Genomic DNA, 16,872 nt, shown 5'->3' with positions numbered 1-16,872 from the left:
GCGGCGTCAGGCGCCCGGCCGGTCCAGATCGGCCGCGTCGTGGCGCTCCGGGCACTGGTCGGCCGGATCGCCGAAGGTGCGGTTGACGCGCCGGCCGCGCTGCACCGCGGGCCGCGCGCCCACCTCGTCGGCCCAGCGGCGCAGATGCGTGTACTGCTCGACCTGCAGGAACTCGCCCGCGCCGTAGAGCAGGCCCTGCGCCATCTGACCGTACCAGGGCCAGATCGCGATGTCGGCCACCGTGTAGTCGTCGCCGGCGACGTGGCGCCGGGTGGCCAGCAGCCGGTCGAGCACGTCGAGCTGGCGCTTGGTCTCCATCGCGTAGCGGTTGATCGGGTACTCGAGCTTCTCCGGCGCGTAGGCATAGAAATGCCCGAAGCCGCCGCCGACGAAGGGCGCGCTGCCCATCTGCCAGAACAGCCACGACAGGCATTCGGCGCGCGCGGCCGGCGCGGCGGGCAGGAAAGCGCCGAACTTCTCGGCCAGATGCACCAGGATCGCGCCGGACTCGAAGACCCGGATCGGCTCCGGGCCGCTGCGGTCGAGCAGCGCCGGGATCTTCGAGTTCGGATTGACCTCGACGAAGCCGCTGCCGAACTGCTCGCCGTCGCCGATCTTCACCAGCCAGGCGTCGTATTCCGCGCCGGCGTGGCCCAGCGCGAGCAGCTCCTCCAGCATCACCGTGACCTTCACGCCATTGGGCGTGCCCAGCGAGTAGAGCTGCAGCGGATGGCGACCGACCGGCAGCACCCGGTCGTGCGTGGCACCGGCCACCGGCCGGTTGATGCTGGCGAACTTGCCGCCGCTCGCTGTGTTCCAGGTCCAGATCGCGGGCGGGGTCCAGGGCGTGTCGCTCATGGCGGGTCTCCGAAAGGAAAAAGGCGGGAGAGGGCGTGCCCGGGCACTCTACGGGAAGTGCGTCCGGCCTGCAGGGCCGGGGTCGGCTGCCTACAATGCCCGCCCGATGACCCCCGCAATCTCCTTCCAGCAGGTCGGCAAGACCTTCCAGACCCCGCGCGGCCCGCTGCAGGCGCTCGACGGCGTGAGCCTCGACATCGCGCAGGGCGAGTTCTTCGGGCTGCTCGGGCCCAACGGCGCGGGCAAGACCACGCTGATCAGCATCCTGGCGGGGCTGGCGCGCGCCACCTCCGGGCGGGTCGAGGTGATGGGCCACGAGGTCGTGGCCGACTACGCCGCGGCGCGCAGGTCGCTGGGCATCGTGCCGCAGGAGCTGGTGTTCGATCCCTTCTTCTCGGTGCGCGAGGCGCTGAAGATCCAGAGCGGCTACTTCGGCGTGAAGGGCAACGACGCCTGGATCGACGAGCTGCTCGAGGGCCTGGGCCTGGCCGACAAGGCCGGCGCCAACATGCGCCAGCTCTCGGGCGGCATGAAGCGCCGGGTGCTGGTGGCGCAGGCGCTGGTGCACCGCCCGCCGGTGATCGTGCTCGACGAGCCGACCGCCGGCGTCGACGTCGAGCTGCGCCAGACGCTGTGGCAGTTCGTCGCCCGCCTCAACCGCGAGGGCCACACCGTGCTGCTGACGACGCACTACCTGGAGGAGGCCGAGGCGCTGTGCGGGCGCATCGCCATGCTCAAGCAGGGCCGCATCGTCGCGCTCGACCGCACCAGCGCGCTGCTGGGCGCGGCCTCCAGCACGATGCTGCGCTTCAAGACCGACGACGCGCTGCCGGCCGACCTGGCCGCGCAGGCGCGCATCACCGGCCGCATCGCCCAGGTCAAGGCGCGCGACGCAGCCGACGTCGAGCAGCTGCTCGGCCGGCTGCGCGCCGCCGGCGTGCGGGTGGAAGACCTCGAGATCGGCCGCGCCGACCTCGAGGACGTGTTCCTGGAGATCATGCAGGGAGGCCGGGCATGAGCGCCGTCGCCAGTTCGCGTTTCGCCGGGGCCGGCACGCTGTTCCGCAAGGAGGTGCTGCGCTTCTGGAAGGTCAGCTTCCAGACGGTGGCCGCGCCGGTGCTCACCGCGCTGCTCTACCTGCTGATCTTCGGCCATGTGCTCGAGGACCATGTGAAGGTCTACGACGCGGTCAGCTACACCAGCTTCCTGGTGCCGGGCCTGGTGATGATGAGCGTGCTGCAGAACGCCTTCGCCAACAGCTCGTCCAGCCTGATCCAGAGCAAGATCACCGGCAACCTGGTCTTCCTGCTGGTGGCGCCGCTGAGCCACTGGGCCTGGTTCGTGGCCTATGCGGGGGCCTCGGTGGTGCGCGGGCTGGTGGTGGGTGCGGGCGTGCTGGCGGTGACCGCCGGCTTCGCGCATCTGCGCCTGGCCGAGCCGCTGTGGGTGCTGGTCTTCGCGCTGCTGGGCGCCGGGATGCTGGGCACGCTCGGGCTGATCGCAGGGCTGTGGGCGGAGAAGTTCGATCAGCTCGCCGCCTTCCAGAACTTCATCATCATGCCGATGACCTTCCTCTCCGGCGTCTTCTACTCGGTGCACTCGCTGCCCGGCGTCTGGCAGCAGGCGAGCCACCTCAACCCGTTCTTCTACATGATCGACGGCTTCCGGCATGGCTTCTTCGGGGTGAGCGACGTGTCGCCCTGGACCAGCCTGGCGGTGGTGGCCACCAGCTTCGTGCTGGTCGCGGCGATCGCGCTGCGGCTGCTGGCCAGCGGCTACAAGCTGCGGCACTGAGTCCGGGCTCGACGCCGAGGCGCTCCTTTTTCACGCTGCCGCTACAATCCGACCCATCATGGCTGATCCCACCCCCGCCCAGGTCCGCGACTACATCGCCGCGGGCCTCCCCTGCGAGCACCTCGATGTCGAGGGCGACGGCCGGCACTTCTTCGCGACGATCGTCTCGCCGAGCTTCGAGGGCAAGCTGCGCGTCGCGCGCCACCAGCTGGTCTACAAGGCCCTGGGCGAGCGCATGCGCGAGGAGATCCACGCGCTGTCGATGAAGACGCTCACGCCGGCCGAATGGGCCGCGCAGTCCGGCACCGCCGCCGCCTCCCATCCGCATCACTGACGACCCGCGCGCGGCGGCAGGCCGCGGCGCGGGCGCCCGGCCGGCCGGTCCTTCCGGCGTCTGATCGATCGTCCGCACCGCCCTGGGCCCTGCCGGACGCATCCTCCGCTCCCCCTCACACCACGCCTGCCCATGGACAAGCTCCTGATCCGCGGCGGCCGCACCCTCCAGGGTGAGGTCACGATTTCCGGCGCGAAGAACGCCGCCCTGCCGGAGCTGTGCGCCGCGCTGCTCACGCCCGAGCCGGTGACGCTGGCCAACGTGCCGCTGCTCAAGGACGTCTCGACGACGCTGAAGGTGCTGGCGCAGCTCGGCGCCAGCTCGGTGCGCGATCCGGCCGACGCGTCGGTGGTCACCGTCGACGCCTCCAGCATCACCTCGACCGAGGCGACCTACGACCTGGTCAAGACGATGCGCGCCTCCATCCTGGTGCTGGGGCCGCTGCTGGCGCGCTTCGGCATCGCGCGGGTGTCGCTGCCCGGCGGCTGCGCGATCGGCTCGCGCCCGGTGGACCAGCACATCAAGGGCCTGCGCGCGATGGGCGCGGAGATCCGCGTCGAGCACGGCTACATCCACGCCACCGCCAGCCGCCTGAAGGGCGCGCGCATCACCACCGACATGGTGACGGTCACCGGCACCGAGAACCTGCTGATGGCCGCGACGCTGGCCGAGGGCGAGACGATCCTCGAGAACGCCGCGCAGGAGCCCGAGATCACCGACCTGGTCGACCTGCTGGTGTCGATGGGCGCGCAGATCGAGGGCCGCGGCACCAGCCGGCTGCGCATCAATGGCGTCGAGCGCCTGCACGCGCCGGCCGTGCCGCACCGCATCATCCCGGACCGCATCGAGACCGGCACCTTCCTGTGCGCGGTGGCGGCCACCGGCGGCGACGTGACGCTGCGTCGTGCCGACGCCAGCCACCTCGACGCGGTGATCGACAAGCTGCGCGAGGCCGGCGTGACGGTCGAGCCCGGCGAGGACTCGATCCGCGTCGTGGCCACCCGGCGCCCGAAGGCGGTGAGCTTCCGCACCAGCGAGCACCCGCTGTTTCCGACCGACATGCAGGCGCAGTTCATGGCGGTGAACTGCATCGCCGAGGGCGTGGCTCGCGTCACCGAGACGATCTTCGAGAACCGCTTCATGCACGTCAACGAGCTGGTGCGGCTCGGTGCGCACATCGCCGTGGACGGCCACACCGCCATCGTCGAGGGCATCCCGAAGCTGTCGGGCGCCACCGTGATGGCCACCGACCTGCGCGCCTCGGCCAGCCTGGTCATCGCCGGCCTGGTCGCAGAAGGCGCGACGACGGTCGACCGCATCTACCACCTCGACCGCGGCTACGACGCGATGGAAGTGAAACTGCGCGCCATCGGCGCCGACATCGAAAGGATTCCGGGATGAGCGACATGATCACGCTCGCGCTGTCGAAGGGCCGCATCTTCGAGGAGACGCTGCCGCTGCTGGCCGCAGCCGGCATCGAGGTGCTGGAAGATCCCGAGAAGTCGCGCAAGCTCATCCTGCCGACCAACCGCGCCGACGTGCAGGTGGTGCTGGTGCGTGCCACCGACGTGCCGACCTATGTCGGCCACGGCGGCGCCGACCTCGGCGTGGCCGGCAAGGACGTGCTGATCGAGCACGGCGGCGAGGGCCTGTACCAGCCGCTGGACCTGAACATCGCGCGCTGCCGCATGAGCGTGGCGGTGCGCGAGGGCTTCGACTACGAGGCCGCGGTGCGCCAGGGCTCGCGCATCCGCGTGGCCACCAAGTACACCACCATCGCGCGCCAGCACTTCGCCGACAAGGGCGTGCACGTCGACCTGATCAAGCTCTACGGCTCGATGGAGCTGGCGCCGCTGACGGGTCTGGCCGACGCGATCGTCGACCTGGTCTCGACCGGCAAGACGCTCAAGGCCAACCACCTGGTCGAGGTCGAGCCCTTCATGGAGATCTCCTCGCGCCTGGTGGTGAACCAGGCAGCGCTGAAGCTCAAGCGCGACCGGCTGCGTCCGCTGATCGACGCCTTCGCCGCCGCGATACCGAAAGACTGATTCCCCCCGTTCCACCCTCACGGAAACCGCCATGACTCCCGTCGCCGTCCGTCACCTGAACACCACCTGCGCCGATTTCGAGACCGAGTTCAAGCGCGTGCTGCACTGGTCGGCGGAGACGGACCATGCGATCGAGGAGCGCGTCGCCGCGATCCTCGACGACGTGCGCACCCGTGGCGACGCGGCGGTGCTCGAGTACACCGCGCGCTTCGACGCGCTGGAGGCGCCCTCGGTCGCCGCGCTCGAGCTGACCCGCGAGGAGCTGAAAGCCGCCTTCGACGCCATCACGCCGGCGCAGCGCAGCGCGCTCGAATCCGCCGCGAAGCGCGTGCGCGCCTACCACGAGCGCCAGCTGCAGGCCTGCGGCCTGAGCTGGTCCTACCGCGACGAGGACGGCACGCTGCTGGGCCAGAAGGTCACGCCGCTGGACCGCGTCGGCATCTACGTGCCCGGCGGCAAGGCGGCGTATCCGTCGTCGGTGCTGATGAACGCCATTCCCGCCCATGTGGCGGGCGTGCCCGACATCGTCATGGTCGTGCCGACGCCGCGCGGCGAGAAGAACGCGCTGGTGCTGGCCGCGGCCTATGTCGCGGGCGTGAGCCGCGCCTTCACGATCGGTGGCGCGCAGGCCGTGGGCGCGCTGGCGCACGGCACCGCCACCGTGCCGCGCGTCGACAAGATCACCGGCCCGGGCAACGCCTATGTCGCCAGCGCCAAGCGCCGCGTCTTCGGCCAGGTCGGCATCGACATGATCGCCGGTCCCTCCGAGATCCTGGTGCTGGCCGACGGCACCACGCCGCCGGACTGGGTGGCGATGGACCTCTTCAGCCAGGCCGAGCACGACGAGCTGGCGCAGTCGATCCTGCTGTGCCCGGACGCCGGCTACATCGAGCGCGTGCAGGCTGAGATCGACCGCCTGATCGACGGCATGCCGCGCCGCGACGTCATCCGCGCTTCGCTGGAGGGCCGCGGCGCGCTGATCCTGACGAAGGACATGGAAGAGGCCTGCGCGATCAGCAACCGCATCGCGCCGGAGCACCTCGAGGTCAGCTCGGCCGAGCCGCACCGCTGGGAGCCGCTGCTGCGCCACGCCGGCGCGATCTTCCTCGGCGCCTACACCAGCGAGTCGCTGGGCGACTACTGCGCCGGCCCGAACCATGTGCTGCCGACCTCCGGCACCGCACGCTTCAGCTCGCCGCTGGGCGTCTACGACTTCCAGAAGCGCTCCAGCCTGATCGAGGTGAGCGAGGCGGGTGCGCAGCAGCTCGGCCCCATCGCCGCCGAGCTGGCCTACGGCGAAGGCCTGCAGGCGCATGCGCAGGCCGCCGAGTTCCGCCTGAAGCGCGCCGACTGAACCGGAGTTCCGAGATGACTGATTCCTCTTCCGCCGCGCTGCTCCCCGAGCGCCTGCAGACCATCCTGCGCAACGATGTGCAGGGCATGCACGCCTACGCGGTGCAGCCCAGCGCCGGCTTCATCAAGCTCGACGCGATGGAAAACCCCTTCGCGCTGTCGCCCGAGCTGCAGGCCGAGCTGGGCCGGCGCCTGGGCGCGGTGGCGATCAACCGCTATCCCGGCGAGCGCATCGACACGCTGAAGGCCGCGCTGGCCGCGCACGTCGGCCTGCCCGAGGGCTGCGCGCTGATGCTGGGCAACGGCTCGGACGAGCTGATCTCGCTCCTGGCGATGGCCTGCGACCGCCCCGGTGCGACCATCCTGGCGCCGGTGCCGGGCTTCGTGATGTACGCGATGTCGGCGCAGCTGCAGGGGCTGGAGTTCGTCGGCGTGCCGCTGACGCCCGACTTCGAGCTCGACGAGGTCGCGATGCTCGAGGCCATCGAGCTGCACCGTCCGGCCATCACCTACATCGCCTACCCGAACAACCCGACCGCCAACCTGTTCGACGACGCGGTGATCGAGAAGATCGTCGCGGCGGTCGGCCGCCAGAACGGCCTGGTCGTGTTCGACGAGGCCTACCAGCCCTTCTCGTCGCGCTCGTGGATGGCGCGCGCCGGCGAGTTCGACCATGTGCTGGTGATGCGCACGCTGAGCAAGTTCGGCCTGGCCGGCATCCGCCTGGGCTACATGGTGGGGCCGGCCGCGCTGGTGGGCGAGATCGACAAGGTGCGCCCGCCCTACAACGTCAGCGTGCTCAACGCCGAGGCGGCGCTGTTCGCGCTGGAGCACGCCGACGAGTACGCCACCCAGGCGGCCGTGCTGCGCCAGGAGCGCGAGCGGCTGCAGGCGGCGCTGCGCGAGATGCCGGGCGTCAAGGCCTGGCCGAGCGAGGCCAACATGATCCTGGTGCGGGTCGCCGACTCGAAGGCCGCCTTCGAGGGCATGAAGCGCCAGGGCGTGCTGATCAAGCATGTCGCCGCGCTGCACCCGCTGCTGGCCAACTGCCTGCGCCTGACCGTCGGCACGCCCGACGAGAACGACCGCATGATCGCCGCGCTGCGCGCGTCGCTCTGAGCCCCGAGTCCCCCCATGAGCACTGACACCCTGACCCCGGCCGCCGGAACGGACCGCATCGCCGAGATCCGCCGCGACACCAACGAGACGAAGATCCGCGTGCGCGTCAACCTCGACGGCAGCGGCAAGTCGGTCCTGAAGACCGGCATCGGCTTCTTCGACCACATGCTCGACCAGATCGCCCGTCACGGCATGATCGACCTGGAGATCGAGGCCGACGGCGACCTGCACATCGACGGCCACCACACGGTGGAGGACGTCGGCATCACGCTGGGCATGGCGGTGGCCCGGGCGGTCGGCGACAAGAAGGGCCTGACCCGCTACGGCCACGCCTACGTGCCGCTGGACGAGGCGCTCTCGCGCGTGGTGGTCGACTTCTCGGGCCGTCCGGGCCTGGCGATGGACGTGAAGTTCACCGCCGGCATGATCGGCGCGCTCGACACGCAGCTGGTGTTCGAGTTCTTCCAGGGTTTCGTCAACCATGCGCTGGTCAGCCTGCATGTCGACAACCTGAAGGGCCACAACGCGCACCACCAGTGCGAGACGATCTTCAAGGCCTTCGGCCGCGCGATCCGCATGGCGATCACGCCCGATCCGCGCTCGGCCGGCGTGATTCCGTCGACCAAGGGATGCCTCTGACATGAGCCAAAGAACTGTCGCCGTCGTCGATTACGGCATGGGCAACCTGCGCTCGGTGTCGCAGGCGGTGATGCACGTCGCGCAGGGCTCCGGGCTGGAGGTGGTCGTCACCTCGCGCCCCGAGGAGGTGCGTGCCGCCGAGCGCGTGGTGCTGCCGGGCCAGGGCGCGATGCGCGACTGCATGCGCGAGCTGCACGACTCGGGCCTGAAGGACGCCGTGCTCGAAGCCGCCGCGACCAAGCCGCTGATGGGCGTGTGCGTCGGGATGCAGATGCTGCTCGACCACTCGGAGGAGCAGGACACGCCGGGCCTGGGGCTGATTCCGGGCCGGGTCATCCGCTTCCGCCTGGACGGGCGCCTGCAGCCCGACGGCAGCCGCTTCAAGGTGCCGCAGATGGGCTGGAACCGGGTGCGCCAGGTGGCGCACGACGGCGCGGTCCATCCGGTCTGGGCCGGCGTGCCCGACGGCGCCTGGTTCTACTTCGTGCACAGCTATCACGCCTGCCCGGCCGATGCGCGCCACGCCGCCGGCGAGACCGACTACGGCGACGCCTTTACCTGCGCGGTGGCCCGGGATAACATTTTCGCGACCCAGTTCCACCCGGAGAAGAGCGCCGACCACGGCCTGGCGCTCTACCGCAACTTCCTGTCCTGGAAGCCCTGAGCGGCGCCGACCGGCAACTCCCGCGCCTCCCTTCCTCATTCAACCGCAACCTCTGCGTTTCCAGCCATGCTGCTGATCCCGGCGATCGATCTCAAAGACGGCAAGTGTGTCCGCCTCAAACAGGGCGACATGAACGACTCCACCACCTTCGGGGACGATCCGTCCGTCATCGCGCGGCGCTGGCTCGACGCCGGCGGCCGCCGCCTGCACCTGGTCGACCTGAACGGCGCCTTCGCCGGCAAGCCGGTCAACGCCGGCGCGATCAAGTCCATCCTGGCCGAGGTGGGCGGCCGCATCCCGGTGCAGCTCGGCGGCGGCATCCGCGACCTCGACACCATCGAGCGCTACCTGGACGCCGGCATCAGCTACGTCATCATCGGCACCGCCGCGGTCAAGAACCCCGGCCTGCTGCGCGACGCCTGCGCCGCCTTCCCCGGCCACATCATCGTCGGCCTGGACGCCAAGGACGGCAAGGTCGCCACCGACGGCTGGAGCAAGCTGACCGGCCACGAGGTGGTCGATCTGGCCAAGAAGTTCGAGGACTACGGCGTCGAGAGCGTCATCTACACCGACATCGGCCGCGACGGCATGCTCTCGGGCATCAACATCGATGCGACCGTGCGCCTGGCGCAGGCGCTGAAGATCCCGGTGATCGCCTCCGGCGGCCTGTCCAACATCCAGGACATCGAGGCGCTGTGCGCGGTCGAGAAGGAAGGCGTCGAGGGCGTGATCTGCGGCCGCTCGATCTACACCGGCGACCTCGACTTCGCCGCCGGCCAGGCCCGCGCCGACGCGCTGGGCGGCGTGGCGGGCTGATTGCTGGCGCCATGAGCACCGAGGCGATGCCGCCGCGCTGGCAGCTGCGACTGGACAACTACGTCCGGGCGCTGCGGCAGCTGCAGTCGGCGGTGGCGCTGAGCCGGGAGCGTGCGCTCAGCGAGCTGGAGCAGCAGGGGCTGATCCAGGCCTTCGAGTTCACGCACGAGCTGTCCTGGAAGGTCATGAAGGACTACTTCGCCTACCAGGGGCAGACCGAGATCATGGGCTCGCGCGACGCCACCCGGGCCGCCTTCGCGGTGCAGCTGATCGAGGACGGCGAAGGCTGGATGGAGATGATCGTCAGCCGCAACCAGTCCTCGCACACCTACAACCGGGTGACGGCCGAGCTGCTGGTCGGGCGCATCACCTCGTGCTATGCCGACCTGTTCGCCGCATTCGCCCGGCGCATGGAAGGGCTGCGCAGTGCCGGTGCCTGAGGGCCCGGCCGACGAGTTCGGCCTGTCCGCACGCACGCTGGAGCGGCTGCGCACGGTGCTGTCGCGCTATCCGCAGGTCCGGCGTGCGCTGATCTACGGCTCGCGCGCGCTCGGCACCCACCGGCCCGGCTCCGACATCGACCTGACGCTCGACGCGCCGACCCTGTCGTTCTCCGACTTCCTGCGCCTCGAGCAGGAGATCGACGACCTGCTGCTTCCCTACCAGATGGACCTGTCCCGTCTGGCCGACATCGAGGACGGACCGCTGCGCGATCACATCGATCGCGCGGGCCGTCTGCTGTGGGCGCCGTCCGAGGCGCCTTCCTGCTGAGAGACTTTGCGCATGCTCGCCAAACGCATCATTCCCTGCCTGGACGTGACCGGCGGTCGTGTCGTCAAGGGCGTCAACTTCGTCGGCCTGCGCGACGCGGGCGATCCGGTGGACATCGCCGCGCGCTACAACGACCAGGGCGCCGACGAGCTGACCTTCCTCGACATCACCGCCACCAGCGACGGCCGCGACCTGATCCTGCACATCATCGAGGCGGTGGCCTCGCAGGTCTTCATCCCGCTGACGGTGGGCGGGGGGGTGCGCACGGTGGCCGACGTGCGCCGGCTGCTCAACGCCGGCGCCGACAAGGTGAGCTTCAACTCGGCGGCGGTGGCCAATCCGCAGGTGATCCGCGAGGCCAGCGACAAGTACGGCTCGCAGTGCATCGTCGTGGCGATCGACGCCAAGCGCCGGGTGGGCGAGGACCTCGCCGCCAAGGGCCCGGGCTGGGACGTCTACACCCATGGCGGGCGCAAGAACATGCACATCGACGCGGTGGCGTGGGCGGCGCAGATGGCGCAGATGGGCGCCGGCGAGATCCTGCTGACCAGCATGGACCGCGACGGCACCAAGATCGGCTTCGACCTGGAGCTGACCCGCGCGGTGGCGGACGCGGTGCCGGTGCCGGTGATCGCCTCGGGCGGCGTGGGCAACCTCGACCACCTGGCCGACGGCGTGCAGCAGGGCGGGGCGGATGCGGTGCTGGCCGCCAGCATCTTCCACTATGGCGACCACACCGTGGCCGAAGCCAAGCAGGTGATGGCCGCGCGCGGGATCCCGGTGCGGCTCTGAATGCTCAGTCCGGCGCGTCCTCGTCGGACGCGTAGCGATCCAGCACCGGCTGGAACCAGGGCGGGATCGCGTCGGTCTCCAGGCTCAGCGACTCGCCCGCGTCGGTGATCTCGGCCAGCAGCAGCCGGTCCTCTCCGGAGTTGTCGAAGACATAGGCGCGGCTGCTCTGGTCGATGGCCTGCGGCAGCAGGTCCAGCGAGCGGTGATAGCGCTCGCGGATCTTGTCCTGCGGCACCGGATGCCCGCCGCCGAGCACACGGTTGCGCACTCGCTCGACATTGATCTCCGGGTCGTCGGTGGCGACGAAGTACAGGTAGGTGCGGTAGCCGTGCGCGCGTGCCCGGGCCATGAAGTCCACCTTGTCGCGCGAGGACATGACCGTCTCGAAGGTGAAGGACTGGCCGCGCGCCAGCAGCCGGTGGCGGATGAAGTCCGACAGCACCGAGGCGTGGTAGGAGTTGACCTGCACCGCACCGAAGATCACGCGGCTGCCGTCGAGGCCCAGCCGGGCTGCGTCGGCGAGCAGCGCCGGATCGCGCGACAGCAGGGTCGAGGCGGCCATGAAGGCGTGCAGGCCCGCCAGGTCGGCCGCCCCCAGCGCGAAGTCGGCCAGGTCGAGGTGGCCGCGGCCGCGGATGGACTTCTCGATCTCGTCGGCGTTCACATAGACGCCCAGCCATTCGGGCCGCAGCGCCTCCTTGATGGTGCTCTTGCCCGAGCCGTTCGGGCCGGCGAAGACCCGCAGGCGCGGGACGTCCATGCTCAGCGTGGTGCCCGGCGCGTCAGCGTCATGCCTCGCCGGACCGGGATGCGCGCGGGCAGGCTGCGCAGCACATGACGCTCGCCGCTGGCGCGGGTCTCGACCAGCTGGCCGTCGACCGCCTCGATCACCCGTCCGGAGATCTGCAGCGCCTGCTGGCGGGCCTGCCTGACCGCCAGCTCGGCCAGTTCGGGAATGCGGGCTTCCGCCGCCTGCATCGCGGCTTCGTCGAGAACAACGATCGGAGGGGTCATCGCGGGCTCCTGTGATGCGCCGGATTGTCTCACGCGGTCCTGGCCGCGCTCAGACCAGGCCGTTGCGGATCGCGTAGACCGTCAGCTCGGAGTTGTTGGCCATGCCCAGCTTCTCCAGCACGCGCGCGCGGTAGACGCTGACGGTCTTGGGGCTGAGCGACAGCTCCTCGGCGATGTCGGACAGGCGCTTGCCGGAGGCGATCATCGTCAGCGTCTGCAGCTCGCGGTCGGAGAGCTTCTCGTGCGGCGCCTCGGGCGCGGGCGTGGTCAGGCTCTCGACCAGCATCTGCGCCATCTCGGCGGTGATGTACTTGCGTCCCTGCGCGACCATGCGCACGGCGGCCACGATCTGCGCCGGGTCGGCGCCCTTGTTGACATAGCCGTAGGCGCCGGCCCGCAGCGCGCGCAGCGCGTACTGGTCCTCCGGGTACATCGAGACGATCAGCACCCGGATCGGCGAGCCTTCGTCCTTGAGCACATGCAGCACGTCCAGGCCGCTGCGCCCGGGCATGCTGATGTCGAGCACCAGCACGTCGCAGGAGGTGCTGCGCAGCAGCGTGCGCAGCTCGCCGTATTCGCCGGCCTCGCCGACGATCTGCATGTCGGGCTGCTCGGCCAGCGTGTCGCGGATGCCACGGCGGATCAGCGCGTGGTCGTCGCACAGGATGACGCGGGTCATAGCGCTCCCCAGGTGGATGGATCGTGCGGACTGCCCAGGGGCAGGTCGATGTCGGTGTCGCCGGGACGCGAGCTGGTGCCGACCACGTCGAGCGGCACCGACAGGATCAGCGTCGTGCCGGTGGGCGAGCTGCTCAGGTCGATCCAGCCGCCGACGGTGTCGGCGCGCTCGTGCAGGCCGCGGATGCCGAAGGAGCGTTCCTTGCCGAGGTCCTGGTTCGACAGGCCGCGGCCGTTGTCGCTGATCTCCAGCGACAGCACGCCGGCGGCCACCGTCAGGTCGACCTGCACCCGGGTGGCGCGGGCGTGCTTGGAGATGTTGGTCAGCGCCTCCTGCGCGGTGCGATAGGCCACCAGCGGCACGCCCGGGGGCAGGCGCAGGTGGTCATGGCTGGTGCGGAAGGCGGTCATGATGCCGTTGCGGCGCTCGAAGCGCTGCGTCATCCACTGCAGCGCCGCCACCAGGCCCTGCTCGAGAATGGCCGGGCGCAGGTTGTGCATGATGCGCTGGCTGGCCTCGATCGCGTGGTTGACCGTCTCCAGCGCCTGCTGCGCGCGCTCGGCCATCGGGCCGTTGGGCGCGTGGCGCGCCAGCCAGGCCAGATCGAACTTGACCGCGGTCAGCGAGCCGCCGACGTCGTCGTGGATCTCGCGCGCGATGGCGGCGCGCTCCATCTCGATCGAGGTCTGCAGATGCTGCGCCAGCTCCGACAGGCGCTTGCGCGAGCGCGCCAGCTCCTCGTCGCTGCGCTTGCGCGCGCGCAGGCCCTCGCAGACCTCGACCGCATGCAGCAGCGCCGGCACCAGCCGGATCAGGTTGCTCTTGAGCAGGTAGTCGGAGGCGCCGTTGCGCATCGCCTCGACCGCGGTGTCCTCGCCGATCTCGCCGGAGACCAGGATGAAGGGCAGCAGCGGATCGCGCTCGCGCAGCAGCTCCAGCGCCACCAGGCCGGAGAAGCCCGGCAGGTTGTAGTCGGAGATCACCGCGTCCCAGCGCTGCTCCAGCGCGGCCAGGAAGGCGCCCTCGGTGTCGATGCGCTGCATCGACGGCTCGATGCCGCCGCGGCGCAGGTGCGCCAGCACCAGCTGGTGATCCAGCTCCGAATCTTCCAGATGGAGCAGGCGCAGGCGGCGCGGCTGGGCGGTGCGGGGCATGGGCGGTCGGGCGGAGGCGGGAGGGGCGGGCAACGCTTTTTCACATGTGAGGAACTGAGCCGGATTTTGATGCGTGATCCCGGCACCGGTGACAGGGGCGATTGAGAAAAATTGATGCAATCGACACCCGTTCTGTGTCCATCAACAGCGCCGAGCCGCTGCCGGAGAGATTCATGCCATCCATCCTCGCTGTCGACGATTCCCCTTCCATGCGCCAGATGGTCCAGTTCACGCTCAAGAGCGCCGGCTATCAGGTCGTCGAGGCGGTCGACGGAGTCGACGCCTGGGAGAAGGCGGGACGCCAGCATTTCGATCTGGTGCTGACCGACCAGAACATGCCCCGCATGGACGGGACCTCGCTGACGCGAAAGCTGCGCGAGACCTCCCAGTACAAGACCACGCCGATCCTGATCCTGACGACCGAGTCCGGTGACGACATGAAGCTCGCGGGCAAGGATGCCGGCGCGACCGGCTGGCTGGTCAAGCCCTTCGACTCGATGAAGCTGCTGCAGGTGATCCGCATGGTCATCCGCTGAGCCGGGGCAGGTGCGCCGCCTGACCCCGCCCCGACCCTGATCCCGACGGCCCCGCGCGGGCCGATCTCCCCGATCTCTCCGTCCTGCCCGATCCGGACCCGAGCGACCCGCCCCGCGCGGTCGCGCCGGTCGGCCGGACCCGGCTCACCGAGGAAGCCCCGACACCATGGCCGATCGACTCTCCCAAGGCTCCGCCTCCTCGCGTTCCAGCGACGGCGGCCTCGACCTGCAGCAGTTCCACCAGACCTTCTTCGAGGAGGCGGCGGAGAACCTTCAGAGCATGGAGCAGCTGCTGCTCGCGCTCGATCCGGCCGCGGTCGACGACGAGACGCTCAACGCGATCTTCCGCGTCGCGCACTCGATCAAGGGCGGTGCGGCCACCTTCGGCTTCACCGCGGTGGCCACGCTGGCGCACGAGATGGAGACGCTGCTCGACCGGCTGCGTCGCCACGAGCTGTCGCCGACGCCGCCGATGGTCGACGTGCTGCTGCGCGGCGGCGACGCGCTGTGGGGGCTGCTGTCCTTCCAGCAGGGCCTGACCGACGAGGCGCCGGAGACCGGTCCGCTGGTGGCGGAGATCCGCAAGCTCGCCAGCCTGGACAGCGCCTCGGCGCAGGCGGCCGCGGCGCCGGCCCCGGCGGCCAGCGCCGCTCCGGCGCCCGCGCCGAAGCCGGCGGGCTCGCGCGAGCTGGAGGTGCGCATCGGGCCGCTGGAGCTGCCGCAGACCGCCAGCCACCTGCACGAGCTCTTCGAGGAGATCCCGGGCATCGGCGAGATGAAGCCGCTGGACTTCGGCGAGCCGGTCGACGGCATGCGCCGCTTCACCGTCATCACCAACTGCACCGACAACGAGCTGCTCGACCTGTTCAGCTTCCATGTCGACCGCAAGCTGGTCCATCTGATGGAGTCCGGCCCGGGCTTCGGCTTCTACGACGGCAATCCGGGCGTGCCGGCCCTCGAGCCGGAACCGGCGCCGGCCGTCATGGCGGCCGCGGCGGCCGCTCCGGCCGGCTCGGGCGGCGGGGCGCCGGCGGCCTCCTCGGCGGCACCGGCGGCCCCGGCCGCGCCGGCCAAGGGCGGCGGCGGCAACCGCGCGCCGGCCGCGCCGGATGCGGCGACGCTGCGCGTCTCGGTCGAGAAGGTCGACCAGCTGATCAACCTCGTCGGCGAGCTGGTCATCACGCAGGCGATGCTGATCCAGGGCAGCCGCTCGCTCGACCCGGTGGTGCACCAGTCGCTGGTCAGCGCGATCAACCTGATGGAGCGCAACTCGCGCGACCTGCAGGACGCGGTGATGTCGATCCGCATGATTCCGATGTCGGCGGTCTTCAGCCGCTTCCCGCGCATGCTGCGCGACCTCTCGGGCAAGCTGGGCAAGCAGGTCGAGCTGGTCACGCACGGCGAGGCCACCGAGCTGGACAAGGGCCTGATCGAGAAGATCACCGATCCGCTGACCCACCTGGTGCGCAACTCCTGCGACCACGGCATCGAGCTGCCGCAGGCGCGGGTGCAGGCCGGCAAGCCGGCGGTGGGCACGATCACGCTGTCGGCCTGGCACCAGGGCGGCTCGGTGGTGATCGAGGTGCGCGACGACGGCAAGGGCCTGTCGCGCGAGAAGCTGATCTCCAAGGCGCTCGAGCGCGGCCTGCAGGCCTCCGACTCGATGACGGACGCCCAGGTCTGGAACCTGATCTTCGAGCCGGGCTTCTCGACCGCCGAGCAGGTCACCGACGTGTCCGGCCGCGGCGTCGGCATGGACGTGGTGAAGAAGAACATTCTCGGCCTGGGCGGGCGGGTCGACATCGAGTCGGCGCCGGGCTGCGGCATGAGCGTGAAGGTGCGCCTGCCGCTGACGCTGGCGATCATGGACGGCATGAGCGTGGCCGTCGGCGACGAGGTCTACATCCTGCCGCTGGGCTCGGTGGTCGAGAGCGACCTGATCGGGCCGGACCGCATCCGCTCGCTGGGCAACAACAACCGCGTCGCCAAGGTGCGCGAGGAATACCTGCCGGTGGTCGACCTGGCCGGGCACTTCGGCGTCTGGCGCGACGAGCCGGCGGCCCAGCCGATCATGGTCATCGTCGAGTCGGAAGGCTCGCGCGCGGCGCTGATCGTCGACGAGCTGATCGGCCAGCAGCAGGTCGTGGTGAAGAACCTCGAGACCCACTACAAGCGCATCCCGCATGTCTCGGGCGCGACGATCCTCGGCAACGGCCGGGTCGCGCTGATCCTCGACATCGCCACGCTGGTGCAGGCCCGCTGAGGCCGTCGCCACCCCAACGCACGCAGCACGTCAGGAAG

The 16,872-nt window shown here is 70.3% G+C and carries 20 protein-coding genes; 15 read left to right on the top strand and 5 right to left on the bottom strand.

What is annotated here, in order from left to right; translation table 11 throughout:
- Positions 1–6: 6 nt before the first annotated feature.
- Entirely contained in the window at positions 7–858 is an 852-nt protein-coding gene (gene yghU, locus HNQ01_RS04980; protein ID WP_173804262.1) for a glutathione-dependent disulfide-bond oxidoreductase, read from the bottom strand.
- Positions 859–964: 106 nt separating this feature from the next.
- Between yghU and HNQ01_RS04975 the strand changes: the two genes are divergently transcribed.
- The 13 genes from HNQ01_RS04975 (at position 965) to hisF (ending at position 11,188) form a co-directional block, all read left to right on the top strand.
- Positions 965–1,876: an ABC transporter ATP-binding protein gene (locus tag HNQ01_RS04975; protein ID WP_173804261.1), complete on the top strand. Its 912-nt coding sequence runs from the start codon at positions 965–967 to the stop codon at positions 1,874–1,876.
- Positions 1,873–2,652 (top strand): ABC transporter permease, encoded by a 780-nt coding sequence (locus tag HNQ01_RS04970; protein ID WP_173804260.1) that lies wholly within the window; start codon positions 1,873–1,875, stop codon positions 2,650–2,652. Before HNQ01_RS04975 ends, HNQ01_RS04970 begins: the two co-directional genes overlap by 4 nt.
- A gap of 58 nt (positions 2,653–2,710) precedes the next feature.
- Positions 2,711–2,986 carry a BolA family protein gene (locus HNQ01_RS04965; RefSeq protein ID WP_173804259.1) on the top strand — a complete coding sequence of 92 codons (276 nt, stop codon included), beginning with the start codon at positions 2,711–2,713 and terminating at the stop codon, positions 2,984–2,986.
- 132 nt (positions 2,987–3,118) lie between these two features.
- Positions 3,119–4,387, top strand: coding sequence for a UDP-N-acetylglucosamine 1-carboxyvinyltransferase (murA, locus tag HNQ01_RS04960; protein ID WP_173804258.1), 1,269 nt, complete (start codon positions 3,119–3,121; stop codon positions 4,385–4,387).
- A gap of 5 nt (positions 4,388–4,392) precedes the next feature.
- Positions 4,393–5,034 (top strand): ATP phosphoribosyltransferase, encoded by a 642-nt coding sequence (gene hisG, locus HNQ01_RS04955; RefSeq protein WP_037483265.1) that lies wholly within the window; start codon positions 4,393–4,395, stop codon positions 5,032–5,034.
- A gap of 31 nt (positions 5,035–5,065) precedes the next feature.
- Positions 5,066–6,388, top strand: a complete 1,323-nt coding sequence (gene hisD / locus HNQ01_RS04950; protein ID WP_173804257.1) for a histidinol dehydrogenase — start codon at positions 5,066–5,068, stop codon at positions 6,386–6,388.
- A gap of 14 nt (positions 6,389–6,402) precedes the next feature.
- On the top strand, positions 6,403–7,506 hold the full coding sequence (hisC, locus tag HNQ01_RS04945; RefSeq protein WP_173804256.1) for a histidinol-phosphate transaminase: 1,104 nt from the start codon (positions 6,403–6,405) through the stop codon (positions 7,504–7,506).
- Between the two features lie 15 nt (positions 7,507–7,521).
- Entirely contained in the window at positions 7,522–8,145 is a 624-nt protein-coding gene (gene hisB / locus HNQ01_RS04940; RefSeq protein WP_173804255.1) for an imidazoleglycerol-phosphate dehydratase HisB, read from the top strand.
- A 1-nt stretch (position 8,146) separates the two neighbouring features.
- Entirely contained in the window at positions 8,147–8,809 is a 663-nt protein-coding gene (gene hisH, locus HNQ01_RS04935) for an imidazole glycerol phosphate synthase subunit HisH (protein ID WP_173804254.1), read from the top strand.
- A 66-nt stretch (positions 8,810–8,875) separates the two neighbouring features.
- A complete protein-coding gene (hisA, locus tag HNQ01_RS04930) occupies positions 8,876–9,625 on the top strand; it encodes a 1-(5-phosphoribosyl)-5-[(5-phosphoribosylamino)methylideneamino]imidazole-4-carboxamide isomerase (RefSeq protein WP_173804253.1) in 750 nt (249 codons plus the stop codon).
- An 11-nt stretch (positions 9,626–9,636) separates the two neighbouring features.
- The gene (locus HNQ01_RS04925) at positions 9,637–10,065 is read left to right on the top strand and encodes a nucleotidyltransferase substrate binding protein (protein WP_173804252.1); all 429 of its coding nucleotides are present in this window, start codon (positions 9,637–9,639) and stop codon (positions 10,063–10,065) included.
- Complete coding sequence (locus tag HNQ01_RS04920) at positions 10,052–10,396, top strand: nucleotidyltransferase domain-containing protein (RefSeq protein WP_217427405.1); 345 nt, start codon at positions 10,052–10,054, stop codon at positions 10,394–10,396. Before HNQ01_RS04925 ends, HNQ01_RS04920 begins: the two co-directional genes overlap by 14 nt.
- Before the next feature lie 12 nt (positions 10,397–10,408).
- Positions 10,409–11,188, top strand: coding sequence for an imidazole glycerol phosphate synthase subunit HisF (hisF, locus tag HNQ01_RS04915; RefSeq protein WP_173804250.1), 780 nt, complete (start codon positions 10,409–10,411; stop codon positions 11,186–11,188).
- A gap of 4 nt (positions 11,189–11,192) precedes the next feature.
- On the opposite strand, the gene HNQ01_RS04910 is transcribed toward hisF, so the two are convergent.
- The 4 genes from HNQ01_RS04910 to HNQ01_RS04895 are packed head-to-tail and all read right to left on the bottom strand — an operon-like array spanning position 11,193 to position 14,035.
- Complete coding sequence (locus HNQ01_RS04910; protein WP_173804249.1) at positions 11,193–11,948, bottom strand: ATPase; 756 nt, start codon at positions 11,946–11,948, stop codon at positions 11,193–11,195.
- 2 nt (positions 11,949–11,950) lie between these two features.
- Complete coding sequence (locus tag HNQ01_RS04905; protein ID WP_173804248.1) at positions 11,951–12,202, bottom strand: hypothetical protein; 252 nt, start codon at positions 12,200–12,202, stop codon at positions 11,951–11,953.
- Positions 12,203–12,251: 49 nt separating this feature from the next.
- Positions 12,252–12,881 carry a response regulator gene (locus tag HNQ01_RS04900; RefSeq protein ID WP_173804247.1) on the bottom strand — a complete coding sequence of 210 codons (630 nt, stop codon included), beginning with the start codon at positions 12,879–12,881 and terminating at the stop codon, positions 12,252–12,254.
- The gene (locus HNQ01_RS04895) at positions 12,878–14,035 is read right to left on the bottom strand and encodes a hybrid sensor histidine kinase/response regulator (protein ID WP_173804246.1); all 1,158 of its coding nucleotides are present in this window, start codon (positions 14,033–14,035) and stop codon (positions 12,878–12,880) included. Before HNQ01_RS04895 ends, HNQ01_RS04900 begins: the two co-directional genes overlap by 4 nt.
- 173 nt (positions 14,036–14,208) lie before the next feature.
- On the opposite strand from HNQ01_RS04895, the gene HNQ01_RS04890 reads away from it, so the two are divergent.
- Together HNQ01_RS04890 and HNQ01_RS04885 are read left to right on the top strand one after the other, a co-directional pair.
- On the top strand, positions 14,209–14,571 hold the full coding sequence (locus tag HNQ01_RS04890) for a response regulator (RefSeq protein WP_173804245.1): 363 nt from the start codon (positions 14,209–14,211) through the stop codon (positions 14,569–14,571).
- Between the two features lie 166 nt (positions 14,572–14,737).
- A complete protein-coding gene (locus HNQ01_RS04885; RefSeq protein ID WP_173804244.1) occupies positions 14,738–16,834 on the top strand; it encodes a chemotaxis protein CheA in 2,097 nt (698 codons plus the stop codon).
- Positions 16,835–16,872 lie beyond the last annotated feature (38 nt).

Origin of the sequence: Sphaerotilus uruguayifluvii (genome assembly GCF_013294065.1) — a bacterium.
Classification (GTDB): domain Bacteria; phylum Pseudomonadota; class Gammaproteobacteria; order Burkholderiales; family Burkholderiaceae_C; genus Sphaerotilus; species Sphaerotilus uruguayifluvii.
This window is presented reverse-complemented; position numbering and strand designations above follow the sequence as displayed.